Annotated in this window: 13 protein-coding genes; 3 read left to right on the top strand and 10 right to left on the bottom strand. The window is 45.0% G+C overall.

Annotated features, from left to right (window positions below; translation table 11 throughout):
- Positions 1-79: 79 nt before the first annotated feature.
- Positions 80-658 (top strand): glutathione S-transferase family protein, encoded by a 579-nt coding sequence (locus L1271_RS04745; protein WP_019647242.1) that lies wholly within the window; start codon positions 80-82, stop codon positions 656-658.
- A gap of 11 nt (positions 659-669) precedes the next feature.
- On the top strand, positions 670-1,026 hold the full coding sequence (locus L1271_RS04740) for a DUF2750 domain-containing protein (RefSeq protein WP_010605663.1): 357 nt from the start codon (positions 670-672) through the stop codon (positions 1,024-1,026).
- Positions 1,027-1,069: 43 nt separating this feature from the next.
- On the opposite strand, the gene L1271_RS04735 is transcribed toward L1271_RS04740, so the two are convergent.
- From L1271_RS04735 to ndk, 10 genes are all read right to left on the bottom strand, one after another.
- Positions 1,070-1,456 (bottom strand): VOC family protein, encoded by a 387-nt coding sequence (locus L1271_RS04735; RefSeq protein ID WP_010377356.1) that lies wholly within the window; start codon positions 1,454-1,456, stop codon positions 1,070-1,072.
- Positions 1,457-1,661: 205 nt separating this feature from the next.
- Entirely contained in the window at positions 1,662-3,131 is a 1,470-nt protein-coding gene (der, locus tag L1271_RS04730; protein WP_010605664.1) for a ribosome biogenesis GTPase Der, read from the bottom strand.
- Between the two features lie 74 nt (positions 3,132-3,205).
- On the bottom strand, positions 3,206-4,387 hold the full coding sequence (gene bamB, locus L1271_RS04725) for an outer membrane protein assembly factor BamB (protein WP_235366964.1): 1,182 nt from the start codon (positions 4,385-4,387) through the stop codon (positions 3,206-3,208).
- Between the two features lie 9 nt (positions 4,388-4,396).
- Positions 4,397-5,014, bottom strand: a complete 618-nt coding sequence (locus L1271_RS04720; RefSeq protein WP_010605666.1) for a YfgM family protein — start codon at positions 5,012-5,014, stop codon at positions 4,397-4,399.
- A gap of 9 nt (positions 5,015-5,023) precedes the next feature.
- Entirely contained in the window at positions 5,024-6,301 is a 1,278-nt protein-coding gene (gene hisS / locus L1271_RS04715; RefSeq protein ID WP_010605667.1) for a histidine--tRNA ligase, read from the bottom strand.
- Positions 6,302-6,479: 178 nt separating this feature from the next.
- Positions 6,480-7,598 (bottom strand): flavodoxin-dependent (E)-4-hydroxy-3-methylbut-2-enyl-diphosphate synthase, encoded by a 1,119-nt coding sequence (ispG, locus tag L1271_RS04710; protein WP_102056143.1) that lies wholly within the window; start codon positions 7,596-7,598, stop codon positions 6,480-6,482.
- A 5-nt stretch (positions 7,599-7,603) separates the two neighbouring features.
- The gene (locus tag L1271_RS04705) at positions 7,604-8,455 is read right to left on the bottom strand and encodes a RodZ domain-containing protein (protein WP_235366962.1); all 852 of its coding nucleotides are present in this window, start codon (positions 8,453-8,455) and stop codon (positions 7,604-7,606) included.
- Positions 8,456-8,463: 8 nt separating this feature from the next.
- On the bottom strand, positions 8,464-9,957 hold the full coding sequence (gene pilW / locus L1271_RS04700) for a type IV pilus biogenesis/stability protein PilW (RefSeq protein ID WP_010605670.1): 1,494 nt from the start codon (positions 9,955-9,957) through the stop codon (positions 8,464-8,466).
- Between the two features lie 144 nt (positions 9,958-10,101).
- Positions 10,102-11,238, bottom strand: a complete 1,137-nt coding sequence (locus L1271_RS04695; protein ID WP_102056140.1) for a bifunctional tRNA (adenosine(37)-C2)-methyltransferase TrmG/ribosomal RNA large subunit methyltransferase RlmN — start codon at positions 11,236-11,238, stop codon at positions 10,102-10,104.
- A 195-nt stretch (positions 11,239-11,433) separates the two neighbouring features.
- Complete coding sequence (gene ndk / locus L1271_RS04690; RefSeq protein ID WP_010377338.1) at positions 11,434-11,865, bottom strand: nucleoside-diphosphate kinase; 432 nt, start codon at positions 11,863-11,865, stop codon at positions 11,434-11,436.
- 308 nt (positions 11,866-12,173) lie between these two features.
- Here ndk and trhP point away from each other — a divergent pair, with 308 nt between their 5' ends.
- Complete coding sequence (gene trhP, locus L1271_RS04685; RefSeq protein WP_069020889.1) at positions 12,174-13,532, top strand: prephenate-dependent tRNA uridine(34) hydroxylase TrhP; 1,359 nt, start codon at positions 12,174-12,176, stop codon at positions 13,530-13,532.
- The last annotated feature ends 1 nt before the right edge of the window (position 13,533 follow it).

The following is a 13,533-nucleotide window of genomic DNA, read 5'->3' as shown; positions in this document are numbered from 1 at the left end:
ACTTCGCCATCATTCCTTAATACCAACTCGCTACATTTACTAAATGAGCGAAAAGATATTTAGTTGAAGGAATGATGGCATGAAACTTATCGGTTCGAACACCAGTCCATACGCCCGTCGAATTAGAATGTGGGCCGCGGCTAAACAGCTCCCAATGAGCTACCAGCATATAGATATATTTTCCGAAGCAGGCCATGACGAACTTATTCGCCATAATCCTGCCCGTAAGATCCCATTTTTAATTGACGATGCACAACTTATTTGTGATTCCAATCTGATTGTTCGCTATCTCCGTGAAAAACATCAACTTCCATTTCCCAGTTGGGATCAAGAAAATTGGCTGATCCTTATCAATGCCTGTAATGATTCTTTGGTAGAACTGTTACTTAGCAAGCGCTCAGGTTTTGATATTGAACAAGATAAACTATTTTTTAATCTACAGCGGGAACGAATTGGTCATACCCTGCACTATCTCAATGAAGAGTGTGTGACAGAAGAGTTTTTACACTGTGATTATCTCCAAATCAGTTTATACTGCCTTATTGATTGGGTTCTATTTAGAGAACTCGTCGACCTGAGCGATTACACCAACCTAATGGCATTTCATGGCCGTTGGCAAAGCCAAGCAATCGCCCAGCAAACTGATCCACGAAATTGAGAACACCTATGATGAATGAAGAAGAAATTGGCTCAGAAGTCAGTGAGTTTATTGAGCAAGTAAAAAATACTGAAAGCGTTTGGGCACTTAGCTCTGATGACGGTGGCATGGTTGTGGTTGACTCTAACCAGTTTGACGAGACAGATGTGTTATTGCTGTGGGATAGTGAAGAAAAAGCGCAAGCTCAATGTCGCGACGAGTGGAGTGAGTTTTCACCGATGAGTATTGATGTTGAAAGTTTTCTTGACGAATGGGTACTCGACCTAAAAGAAGATGATGCACTCGTTGGTCTAAACTGGAATGATGACAACGTTTGTGTTGAAATCGAGCCCGTTGGTCTTGCTAGACTACTTGTCGATATCGAATAAAAGCACACCGCATCAAAGTGGCGCTCATCCTTCGTGAGTGCCGCTATTCACCCGGCTTTGACACCAAAGCAATTAAAGTCCCTTCAATGGCTCTTACATAAGCTTGTGTTACTCTGCCCTTTTGGTTTGGTGAGCTTAATGGCTCAGCCCCTGCGGCTACCGCCTTATCATAGCATTCAGGGACATTTTCACAGCTTATGGTAATTTCAAACCCAAGTGCAGGCTGTTTAGGATGGCAACGAATATAGTCTTGCCTAAACTGTGATTGGGCTAATGGGTGACTGGCAAAGGCGAGTTTCACTTCTCCTGTGTCTAACTCACCATAATCCCCTTCATCGGTCATATCAAAAGTGCTCAAGCCAAATGCTTGATAGTAAAAATCCAGCACTTCCTCAACACTTTCTACATAAATCACCGTTTTAGCAAACACCGAAGCCTCACTATCAATAAAACCTAATGTAACTATATATAACTTAAGCACAAATGTTGGGCAAGGTAAAACAAAGCGAGAGAGTTCAGGGTTAAAGTTAAATATAGTCGAATGTGGAAAAGGAGTTGATTGGATAGATATGGAACTTATGTTCAGCTCGACACACCCACCAGATAGTGTCGAGCTAAAATTCTCGCAAAAAGCCTTACGACTTATTGCGGTTTTCTTTTGCGAATGCGCGAAGCTTACGCTTTTGTGAGAGCGTCATTTTGTTTGAACGACCAGCGTAAGGGTTATCACCTTCGCGGAATTCAATCTTAATCGGCGTACCCATTACGTTAAGCGCTTTACGATAGTAGTTCATCAAATAGCGCTTATAGCTATCTGGCAGTTCATGCACCATATTGCCGTGGATAACAATACGCGGCGGGTTATAACCACCTGCGTGTGCGTACTTAAGCTTCACACGGCGTCCACGAACCAGTGGTGGCTGGTGATCCGCCTGAGCCATATCCATAATACGACGTAACATTGCCGTACTTACTCGCTTAGTCGCTGATTCATAAGCTTCGTCAATCGACTCAAACAAGTGACCAACACCTGTACCATGTAATGCGCTAATAAAGTGCAAACGAGCAAAATCAACAAAGCCCAAGCGTCTGTCTAGCTCAGTTTTGATACGCTCTTTGACATAGTCATCAAGACCATCCCATTTGTTTACCGCAATAACCAACGAGCGACCCGCATTTAGTGCAAAACCAAGTAGACTCAAGTCTTGATCTGAGATCCCCTCGCGCGCGTCTACAACGAGCAATACCACGTTGGCATCTTCAATCGCTTGCAGGGTTTTGATAACCGAGAATTTCTCTACGACATCGCTGACTTTCTTACGCTTACGTACACCGGCGGTGTCGATTAACACATATTCTTTATCATTGCGCGTCATTGGAATGTAAATTGAATCGCGTGTTGTACCCGGCATATCGTAAACGATAACACGGTCTTCACCTAAAATACGGTTAGTTAGTGTTGACTTACCTACATTTGGACGACCGATAATCGCGAGTTTAACAGGCTTGTCTTCAAAACCCGTTTTGCCGTCTTCGGCTTCTTCACCTTCAAGGTAAAGCTCGGCGATATCTTCATCATCATGCTCAAGCTCTTCATCTTGAGCCGTAAGTTCAGCGATAATCGGTTGTAGCGTCAACTCTAATAATTGAGTAACACCACGACCATGCGCAGCGGCGATCTGTTGAACATCACCGAGCGCCAGCTGGTAAAACTCAGCACAGTTGGAGTCAGCATCAATGCCATCCGTTTTATTGGCGACAACAAAGCAATTCTTCTGTTGTTTACGAAGGTGCTGCGCGATAGCTTGATCAGCAACCGTCATACCTGCGCGCGCATCCACCAAAAATAGCACAATATCCGCTTCTTCAATTGCAAGCAGCGACTGCTCAGCCATTTCAGTTTCAATGCCTTCTTCAGAGCCATCGATACCACCCGTGTCCACCACAATAAACTCGTAGCCTTCATAGTTTGCTTGGCCGTATTTACGGTCGCGAGTCAGACCCGGAAAGTCAGCAACTAACGCGTCACGAGTACGTGTTAAACGATTAAACAGTGTGGATTTACCCACATTAGGTCGCCCAACCAGAGCGATCACAGGAAGCATAGACTACCTCTTTTATAAACAACAAAAGGCTTCGCAAAAGCGAAGCCCCATAAAAAATCTAAAAATTCAGAAAGTTACTGCGGAATTTGAACTGCGCTAAGTTCACCATCACGCGTGTAAACAAATACTTTGCCATCGACCACAATCGGTTCGACGAAAAAACCTGAACTATCAAACTCGGTACGCGATACCAACTCACCAGAGCTCTTATCTAGCCAATGTAAGTTACCTTCCTGATCGCCAACCACTACATAGTTGCCAGCAACCGTTGGAGCGGTTAAATACCAACCGCGTAGAGCTGGTTGTGTCCAACGTTCAATACCTGAGTTTTTGTCTAGTGCGTACAGTACGCCATCGCTATCAACCAAATAAATTACGTCAAGATCGAGTGTAAGGTCTCGGTAACTACTGTACTCACGATCCCACACTACATTGCCGCTGCGCACATCAATGGCGACTAGTTTACCATTATAGGCGATAGAATACACATATGCGCCGCTTACAACAGGTTTAGTATCAACATCCACCAAACGTTCAAACTCAGAAGCCCCTTTTGCAATTGCAACATCCGAGCTCCATGCGGTAAAACCGTTTTCAGCGATAAGTGCTGTTAACTTACCACTTTCTTCGCCAACCAATACGCCACCATTCGCGCTGGTTGGTGAGCTTAAACCACGTAATGTCAGCGCAGGGACTTCTTGCTCATAGTGCCAACGCTCTTCACCTGTATCTGGGTGTAGCGCAACCAGCTTGCCTGAACCTAAGTTAACGTAAAGAAGACCATCGCCTGCAGCTGGCGCTGACAGCGCTTCACCTGGTACCGACTTACGCCAAACTATTTCGCCGGTTTCACGGTCAAGCGCAAAAACCTGCCCGTGTTCAGAGCCAACATAGAGTTTACCATAAGCTTGTGTGATCCCACCTGACAGCTTCGCACTGTCGCTGTCTTCCCATGGCCAAAAGTTGGTATTCTCACGAACATCAACTTGCCACTTTTCTTTACCTGTTTGTGCATCAAATGCTGTCACTATACCTTCACGGGCAGCTGCAAAAACAGTGCTTTGGTAGCTTGTTGGAGATAAACGCGAAAAGTAGTGCTCAACCCCGTAACCAATCCCTTCTTGCCAAACCACAGAGGCGTCGAATTGATTGTTGATCTCAGGGAGCTTTAACTCTTCTTCATCATCACTAGAAGAACAACCAGCGGTGAGTGCTGCAACACATAAAGCCAATGAGGCCATCGTTAACTTCTTCATGGCAACTCCTTAAACCGTTGTCTTTTGTGCAAGATCATCCAGTTTAATTTGCAGCATAGGGTTGCTATTGCCTTCCGCTGCTTCTAGTGCCGATTGATAAGCACTTCGAGCTTTATCTTTATCGCCTTGAGCAAGGTAAATATCACCTTGGATCTCAGCAAGCTGAGCCTTAAACGCTTCAGGCATAGGCTTAGCGAGTGTTGCCAGTGCTTGTTCGTATTGAGACTGAGACGCTTGTACACGTGCAAGTCTCAATAAAGCCGTTGCTTTTAGCTCAGCGTTAGCAACATTATCAGCCGCCCAAGTTAGCTTCTCTGCAGCTAGCTTAAGATCGTCTTTGTCGATTGCCTCTTTAGCAGCAACGAAAGCCGCTAACACGGCGTAGTTAGAATCAGCATTTGCAGCAACAAAAGCGTCGCTTTTAGCTAGTACATCATCACTTTCAACAACCTGAGTGTATGCTTCTGATGCTGCTTCTGCGCTATCGATCTGGCTTTGGTTATACGCTTTCCAGCCATACAGACCACCTAAACCAAGCACAGCACCAACCACAATCGTTGTACCATTTTCACGGAAAAATCGTTTTATTGCTTCTGCTTGTTGTTCTTCTGTTGAATAAATTTCCATTCTAACCTCTTAGCCTACCAGCTCTGCTAACAGCGTTTTTACTTCTGCAAGTGGTAAGGTGATTTGTTCTTTCTCTTCACGCAGATACTTCACTGTCACTTTGCCTTCAGCGAGTTCATCTTCGCCTAGCACTAGCGCAATAACAGCATCGCTTTTATCTGCACGCTTAAATTGTTTCTTGAAGTTGCCACCGCCACAATGAACCATCACGCGAAGGCCAGCAATATCATCTCGTAATTGCTGTGCAACCACAGGAGCTTGAATCGCCGCTTTGTCACCCATCGCAACGACGTATACATCAGCATTCCGACGAATATCACCCACACATTCCAGCGTTTGTAGCATCAACACTAAACGTTCGATACCCATAGCAAAACCAACGGCTGGCGTTGCTTTGCCGCCAAGCTGCTCAACCAAGCCATCGTAGCGGCCGCCAGCACATACAGTGCCTTGAGAACCTAAGCTTGTTGTCACCCACTCAAATACAGTGCGGTTGTAGTAATCTAAGCCACGTACCAGTTTTTCATTAACTTGGTATTCGACGCCAGCTGCGTCTAAACGTTCACACAAATTAGCAAAATGTTCGCGTGATTCTTCATCTAAGTGTTCAGAAAGCTTAGGTGCATCAACCAGTACAGCTTGCACCTCTGGGTTTTTGCTATCTAACACGCGCAGTGGATTGCTATACATACGGCGCAGACTGTCTTCATCAAGCGCTTCTTTGTGTTGCTCCAGATATGCAATCAGAGCATCACGATACTCAGCTCGCGCTTCATTTGACCCCAAAGAATTGAGCTCAAGCTTAACATGGTCTTGAATACCAAATTGCTGCCATAGACGCGCCGTCAATAAGATCACTTCGGCATCAATATCTGGTGTTGCCATACCAAAGGTTTCAACACCAAATTGATGGAATTGACGGTAACGGCCTTTTTGCGGTCTTTCATGGCGGAACATAGGTCCCATGTACCAAAGGCGCTGTTCTTGGTTGTATAGCAAACCATTTTGATTACCCGCACGGACGCACACTGCTGTGCCTTCCGGACGTAGCGTTAAGCTATCGCCATTACGGTCATCAAAGGTATACATCTCTTTTTCGACGATATCGGTCACTTCACCGATAGAGCGCTTAAATAGATCGGTCGACTCAACGATTGGAAAACGGATCTCTTGATAGCCAAATGCCGCTACTGTGTCTCTTAACACCGATTCTACTTTCTGCCAGACCTGCGTGTCACCTGGCAGACAATCATTCATTCCACGGATTGCCTGAAGTTGTTTAGTCACTGAAAACCCTAACTTAAATTTGTCACCAATCGATTTACTACTGCTTGAGCCTTTAACTAAATACGCTCAAACAGTCTCATCGCATTGGTTTTATTTCTTTAATGCCATTTATCGTCGTGCAGTTTAGCACGCCGTGAGAAAGCGCGAAAATTCGCTTATCTTAACGATTACGCCGGTATCAGTCGATGATTTTTACATCGATTTTTTCTTCGCTTTCTTTTTTATCTACATATTCTCGGATCTGAGATTCTAATTGAGCAACGATATCATCGTTATCAATCCGTGTTTTTTGGCGCTCGCCATTGATATAAAGACCTGAACGGCGATTTGCGCCAGCAAGACCTAAGTCACTGACGAGTGCTTCACCAGGACCATTGACCACGCAGCCAATCACAGACACCGAAATTGGCGTGACGATATCTTCTAATCGCTCTTCCAGCTGATTCATCGTATTCACTACATCAAACTCTTGGCGTGAACAACTGGGGCAAGCAATAAAATTAATGCCGCGCGAGCGAATTCGCAGTGACTTTAGAATATCAAAACCCACTTTGATTTCTTGCACCGGATCAGCCGCAAGTGAAACACGTAATGTATCACCAATCCCTTCAGCAAGTAACATCCCTAGACCAACTGCCGATTTAACCGAACCGGCTCTAAAACCACCCGCTTCGGTGATCCCAAGATGCAGAGGTTGGTCGATTTCTTTTGCCAATAAACGATAAGCGCCAACGGCTAAGAACACGTCGGAAGCTTTTACCGAGACTTTAAACTGATCAAAGTTATGACGCTGAAGAATTTCGACATGTCGCATCGCAGACTCAAGCAAAGCTTCAGGTGTTGGTTCACCATACTTTTCTTGCAAATCGCGCTCTAGTGAGCCGCCATTCACACCAATACGAATTGGGATATTGTGCTCACCCGCCGCGTCAATCACTGCACGAATACGGTCTTCACTGCCAATATTCCCAGGGTTAATCCGCAAACAATCGGCACCGTACTTAGCCACTTGTAATGCAATACGATAATCGAAGTGAATATCCGTGACGAGTGGAATATCTACTTGCTCTTTAATGCTTTTGAATGCTTCAGCTGCATCCATTGTCGGCACAGAAACACGGACAATATCCGCTCCGGCGTCTTGGATAGCTTTAATTTGTGCCACCGTCGCATCAACATCTAGAGTATTGGTGTTCGTCATAGACTGTACTGCTATCGGTGCGCCATCACCAATAGGCACATTACCGACATAGATCCTTGTTGATTTTCTACGCTTTATAGGTGGTTCTGAAAACATGCTGACTACTCTGTTAACGGTAAATTGAATTTAGCTAGACGGTTTTTAGTAAACGCAGGCAAAGACACTGGTTTACCGTCAAGCGTGACCTCTACGGCCTGATGCTTGCCGAGTATAACAGAAAAAGGGGCCTTACCTTCAACTGTCATAGTATATCCCGCTTTTTTAACACCGAACGCGACACGTTCTTGTGTCGCATCAAACATTTCAACCCAGCTTTCTTCGTTGAAATGCATGACTACCGTGCTCAATGCCGAGTTTCGTTTTACCGTTTGCGGTTTCGCTTCAACAGGTACTGAAACCTCCGTTTCACTCATCTGCGGCTCGCTTTGCGGGGTTGTGTCATTGTTTTGCTCAGTAGGCAATTCTAGCTCATCCATCGCTGGTGTTGTGACATTTTCAACTGGCGTTTCAAGCTGAGTAACCGACGTTTCAGGCACCACTTCTTGCTCTGAGCTATTGGTCTGCCAAAACCAAAATGCCGACGACCCCAGTACGATAGCCAGCACAATGTAGCTCACCATCATTAGGCGGTTATCGTGGGCTTCTTTATGAGTACGGCGAGAAAAGCTTTGCATCCGCTTTTTCTGTGGCGGCAGCTCCGGAGATTGATATCTAGCCAGTACTTCCGTCGGATTCAACCCCAGTAGCGCAGCGTAATTTTTAATATAGCCACGCACAAAGGTTTCAGGCCCTAGGTCTTGATAGTCATCCTGCTCGAGCTTGGTAAGCTGGGCATGGGTCATCTTTAAGCGCGATTCAATTTCAGCAAAGCTGATCCCGGCATTTTGTCTCGCCGTTGCTAAAGTTTGCCCGAGTGAAGGCTGCTCTTGTTCAGGTGCTTCCTGCTCTTTCATTGTTTGGTTCATAAAACGTAATTTGTTGGGTCTACAATTAATAATCCGTGGCCTGCTTGCAGCGCCACATCAGGAGTGAGTTTATTCCATCGCATAATTTCATCGATCAACACACCATATCGATCGGCAATACTGAGCAAAGTATCTCCCGCCGCAATTTCATGCACGACATTGGGATTGTTAAGATACACCTTTTGACCTGCGTACAATCTTGCAGATTCCCGCACTTGATTATATTCCATCAATTCAACCATTTTAATGTCGTATTTGACTGAAATACTAAACAGGTTTTCACCTGCAATAACAGTATGAAAAGGTACCTGAGGAGGCGCAACGTCACGATTTAATAACGGTACACTTGAACTGCTTGATGATGTAGTCGCTAACACTTGAGGCTCACGTGAGCGAGGACTAAATGTGACTTCCGATGGGTCCGGTTGATAAAACTCAACCCGAGCTTCAGAGTCCGAGCTAACGTTCACTAAAGATGTGCTTTTTGCCACTTCAGGTTTTGCCGAAGGCGCAGAATTATTGGCCTCAATGGGTGAATCAACGGTGAATGATTGGGTTGAATTCGGTTGCGTTTTCTTACGTTTAATTTTAATTTTTGGATTCGCAACTATATGATTAGGCGACGCCTCGGCAAGCTGATTTAACTGCGCTTCTCGATAGCGATTACGCAACCGTTCAAATTCACTTGCAGCGATATTATTCGTTAAGATAAGGCCTGCTTGTGCAGATTTAGGGTAGCTTTGCACCAAGGTCGTGGCGATGTCTTGCGCTTTTTGTAAGTGGCCCATTTGCATATGCACTAAGTGCCCAAGCATTAAGCTTCTTGGCGAAATAAATCCACGCTTGGCAACGTTATCAAGCACATCTTCTGCTCTTAAGAAATCACTGCGAGCATAGTACAGGCCCGCGAGTGCAAGTTGCGACGACATTTGCTGAGCGTTATGCTTAATCGCATTTAACAGATATTCCTCGGCAAGGGAATACTCGTTTTGCTTCAACGCACACAGGGCTAAGTTTTCATAGCTTGCAGATACCCGCAAATAACTTGGCACCTCTATCGCTTTGAAAAAGTATTTGCTCGCTTTGTCATACTGTCCAACGCGACAAAGAAAAGTGCCATAGTTGTTTAGTGTGTCGGGATTATCTGGCTCAATATCCAAAGCCGCCTGATAGGCATTATCAGCACGTTGTTGCTCGCCCACCTGTTCGTAATAATACGCTAATGTATAATGAGCTTCGGCCAGCTTTGGCGCTAATTGTAATGCACGCTCTAAGTTAAATTTGGCTGAGGTGGTGTTACCAGAATTGAGATATTGAAGTGCAAGCGCAATGCGAGTTCTTGCGGCATTGGTGTTATTGACTTGTTGTTCGGCCACAGGACGCCCATCGGAGCGATAACTACTCTCCGTCACACAACCTGACAGAACTAAACTCGCGCCTGCGAGAATGGATGCAGCCAATCCTGTTTTGCGATAATTTCGCGATTGCATCACTCACCTTTGAATGCCACTGGGTTCTATGTGTGCCCTATATTACCCAAAAGGCTAAGAGATTCATCTCTTTTTTACCAGATAGTCAGAACTTATCTGAGGTTAAGATGAAATGAGCTGAGTAAACCCAGCTCATTTTTAATATTATTGTGCGCTTACATTGACAGTAATAGCATTGTCGTCACGCTGCTTTTTCTTGGCTAAACGTTTGGTTCTATCTACGACATCACCTACTAGCTGTCCACATGCAGCGTCAATGTCATCGCCACGAGTACGACGAACGATACAGGTTAGTCCTGCAGCTTGTAACACCTTAGAAAATCTATCGATACGGCTGTTGCTAGAGCGACCATATTCATTCCCTGGGAACGGGTTAAATGGGATCAAGTTAATTTTTGACGGTGTGCCTTTGAGAACTTGCACCAACTCATGGGCATGATCTGTACTGTCATTCACGTCTTGTAGCATCACGTACTCAATGGTGACGTCTTTATTTGCTTTAGAGCCATCAATATAGCGACGACATGCTGCTAGGAACTCTTCAATCGGATACTTTTTGTTGATTGGTACAAGTACATCACGTAGTGGATTGTTTGGCGCATGTAGCGAAATCGCCAGTGCCACATCAATCTTTTCTTTCAAGATATCAAGCGCAGGTACCACACCCGATGTACTTAGCGTAACGCGACGCTTGGATAAACCAAATGCCCAATCGTCCATCATCAGTTCCATCGCCGGTACAACGTTATTTAGGTTTAACAGAGGCTCACCCATACCCATCATAACGATGTTAGTAATTGGACGTTTAGTGCTATCGCCTTTATGCAGACCAATGTCGGTTGCCACGCGCCAAACCTGACCAATGATCTCAGACACTTTTAAGTTACGGTTAAAGCCCTGCTGCGCTGTTGAGCAAAAAGTACACTCTAGCGCGCAGCCAACTTGAGAAGACACACACAGTGTCGCTCGGTCTTTTTCAGGGATCCACACGGTTTCAACTTCTTGGCCACCCTCGAGTAATAGAGCATATTTAATGGTACCGTCAGAAGCCTCTTGCTTTACTGAAATTTCAGGCGCCTTAATCTCACACTCAGCTTGCAAACGCGCACGCAACTTTTTGTTCAGATTGCTCATATCATCAAAGTTGTCGATGCCAAAATGATAAATCCATTTCATCACCTGATCCGCGCGAAACGGCTTTTCGCCATATGATGCAAACAACTCGCGCATCCCCTCGCGATTTAAATCAAGTAAGTTAATTTTTTTCTCAATAGTGGTCATGAACAACCTCGGTTAAAGACGGTAAGAACAGCTAAATTGCCAACAACGCATTGTACAAAAAAGCAGCAAGCATCACAAATAATGTAACGTGTTTTGTGAAGTAGTGTGATTACTTTACAAAGCACGCTTATCCCTCAGCTTAGCTACGGGACAAAAAAAGGGCTCGAAAGCCCTTCTTTGGCACCAAGTCCCGAATTAACGAGTACGTGGGCAGATCTCTTCTTCAGCGAAGAAGTAAGCTATTTCGCGAGCAGCAGACTCTGGCGCGTCAGAACCGTGTACTGCGTTCTCGTCGATGCTGTCTGCGTAATCAGCACGTAGCGTACCAGCTAGCGCTTCAGCAGGGTTAGTAGCACCCATGATTTCGCGGTTTTTACGAACTGCATCTTCACCTTCAAGCACCTGAACCATTACTGGACCAGAAGTCATGAAAGAAACTAGTGCACCAAAGAAAGGACGCTCTTTGTGCTCTGCGTAGAAACCTTCAGCTTTCTCTTGAGAAAGGTGAACCATTTTTGATGCAACGATTTTAAGACCAGCAGACTCAAAACGGTTGTAGATAGCACCGATGTGGTTTTTAGCTACAGCATCAGGCTTGATGATTGAAAAAGTGCGCTCTAAAGCCATCTTTTTTGCTCCAAAATATTATTGTGAATATTAACGGGCGCGAATTATACGTGTTTTGGTAGAAAAAACCTACTATCTCACGCCGCTTTCTTTGTGAAGAAACGAAAATTTGGCGAATTATTTGTCGATTAAATGCGCAGAGTTGCTAGTAGAAGCCTTAATAGTAAGGTCTCTTGCCCTTCCTTGCACAATGTCAAAAAACCTGATCTACATCAAAATTACTTACTTAGCTTTCTTCTATACTGCGCCGCTTTTTAGAATCAGCACGCGAAATCACTCAACAGCTGACCCGTAATCAGAGGTAAACCATGTTTGTACCAGAACTTCTCTCTCCTGCCGGCAGTTTAAAGAATATGCGTTACGCTTTTGCGTACGGTGCCGACGCTGTGTACGCCGGACAACCAAGATACAGTCTACGTGTACGCAATAACGAATTTGACCTAAACAACCTCGAAATCGGTATTAACGAAGCCCACCAGCAAAATAAAAAGCTCTATGTCGTATCAAATATTGCGCCGCACAACGGCAAAGTGAAAACTTACTTACGTGATATTGAGCCCGTTATCGCGATGAAGCCAGACGCGCTTATCATGTCCGATCCCGGGCTAATTATGCTGGTGCGCGATAAGTGGCCAGACATGCCAATTCACTTATCCGTACAAGCGAATGCTGTTAACTATGCGGCGGTGCAATTTTGGGCCAAACAAGGGGTTGAGCGCGTTATTCTTTCTCGCGAGTTGTCGCTACAAGAAATAGAAGAAATTCGTACATTGTGCCCAGACACTGAGCTTGAAGTGTTCGTTCACGGCGCCTTATGTATGGCTTATTCTGGTCGCTGTTTATTGTCGGGTTATATCAACAAGCGCGATCCAAACCAAGGTACTTGTACCAATGCCTGCCGCTGGAGCTACGATGTCAAACCTGGTCAAGAAAACGAAACCGGCGATGTTGTTCATAAAGTCGATCCAAAAGCGATTATTCCAACCTTAGGGGAAGGTCAACCAAGCGACGAAGTGTTTATGCTCGAAGAGCAAGGTCGCCCAGGTGAATACATGCCAGCATTTGAGGATGAGCATGGTACTTACATCATGAATTCCAAAGATTTACGTGCAGTCCAGTATGTTGATCAACTGACTCGCATGGGCGTGCACAGCCTTAAGATCGAAGGCCGAACCAAGTCATTCTATTACGTTGCCCGCACCGCACAAGTCTATCGTAAAGCCATTGATGATGCTGTTGCAGGTAAACCATTTGACCCAAGCTTAATGAAAACCCTAGAAAACCTAGCCCACCGAGGATATACCGAGGGTTTCTTGAAACGTCATGTACATCAAGACTATCAAAATTACGACTACGGTCATTCGGTGTCTGACCAACAGCAGTTTGTTGGTGAAGTGCTAGGTCGCACTAATAATGGTCTCGTTGAAATTGAGGTTAAAAACAAGTTCTGTACTGGTCACAGCTTGGAATTGATGACGCCTAAAGGCAATATTCACTTTAATCTTGAGCACATGGAAAATAAAAAAGGCGAAGCGATAGATGACGCCAAGGGTTCTGGTCATATCGTCAAAATTCCACTGCCAGAAGACATAGACTTAAGTCACGCCATTTTAATGCGCAATTTGGGCCAAAGTGAGGACACTCGTAATCCTTTTAAAAAGGCATAAC

It is taken from the genome of Pseudoalteromonas sp. OF5H-5 (assembly GCF_021530695.1).
GTDB lineage: Bacteria > Pseudomonadota > Gammaproteobacteria > Enterobacterales > Alteromonadaceae > Pseudoalteromonas.
The sequence above is the reverse complement of the archived record's forward strand: the minus strand, read 5'-3'. Positions and strand labels throughout refer to the sequence as shown.

Bases quoted from the DNA above. Each gene is read 5' to 3' on its own strand.
- L1271_RS04745 (WP_019647242.1), top strand. From the start codon at position 80: ATGAAACTTATCGGTTCGAACACCAGTCCATACGCCCGTCGAATTAGA.
- L1271_RS04740 (WP_010605663.1), top strand. From the start codon at position 670: ATGAATGAAGAAGAAATTGGCTCAGAAGTCAGTGAGTTTATTGAGCAA.
- der (WP_010605664.1), bottom strand. From the start codon at position 3,131: ATGCTTCCTGTGATCGCTCTGGTTGGGCGACCTAATGTGGGTAAATCC.
- bamB (WP_235366964.1), bottom strand. From the start codon at position 4,387: ATGAAGAAGTTAACGATGGCCTCATTGGCTTTATGTGTTGCAGCACTC.
- L1271_RS04720 (WP_010605666.1), bottom strand. From the start codon at position 5,014: ATGGAAATTTATTCAACAGAAGAACAACAAGCAGAAGCAATAAAACGA.
- ispG (WP_102056143.1), bottom strand. From the start codon at position 7,598: ATGTTTTCAGAACCACCTATAAAGCGTAGAAAATCAACAAGGATCTAT.
- L1271_RS04705 (WP_235366962.1), bottom strand. From the start codon at position 8,455: ATGAAAGAGCAGGAAGCACCTGAACAAGAGCAGCCTTCACTCGGGCAA.
- pilW (WP_010605670.1), bottom strand. From the start codon at position 9,957: ATGCAATCGCGAAATTATCGCAAAACAGGATTGGCTGCATCCATTCTC.
- L1271_RS04695 (WP_102056140.1), bottom strand. From the start codon at position 11,238: ATGACCACTATTGAGAAAAAAATTAACTTACTTGATTTAAATCGCGAG.
- ndk (WP_010377338.1), bottom strand. From the start codon at position 11,865: ATGGCTTTAGAGCGCACTTTTTCAATCATCAAGCCTGATGCTGTAGCT.
- trhP (WP_069020889.1), top strand. From the start codon at position 12,174: ATGTTTGTACCAGAACTTCTCTCTCCTGCCGGCAGTTTAAAGAATATG.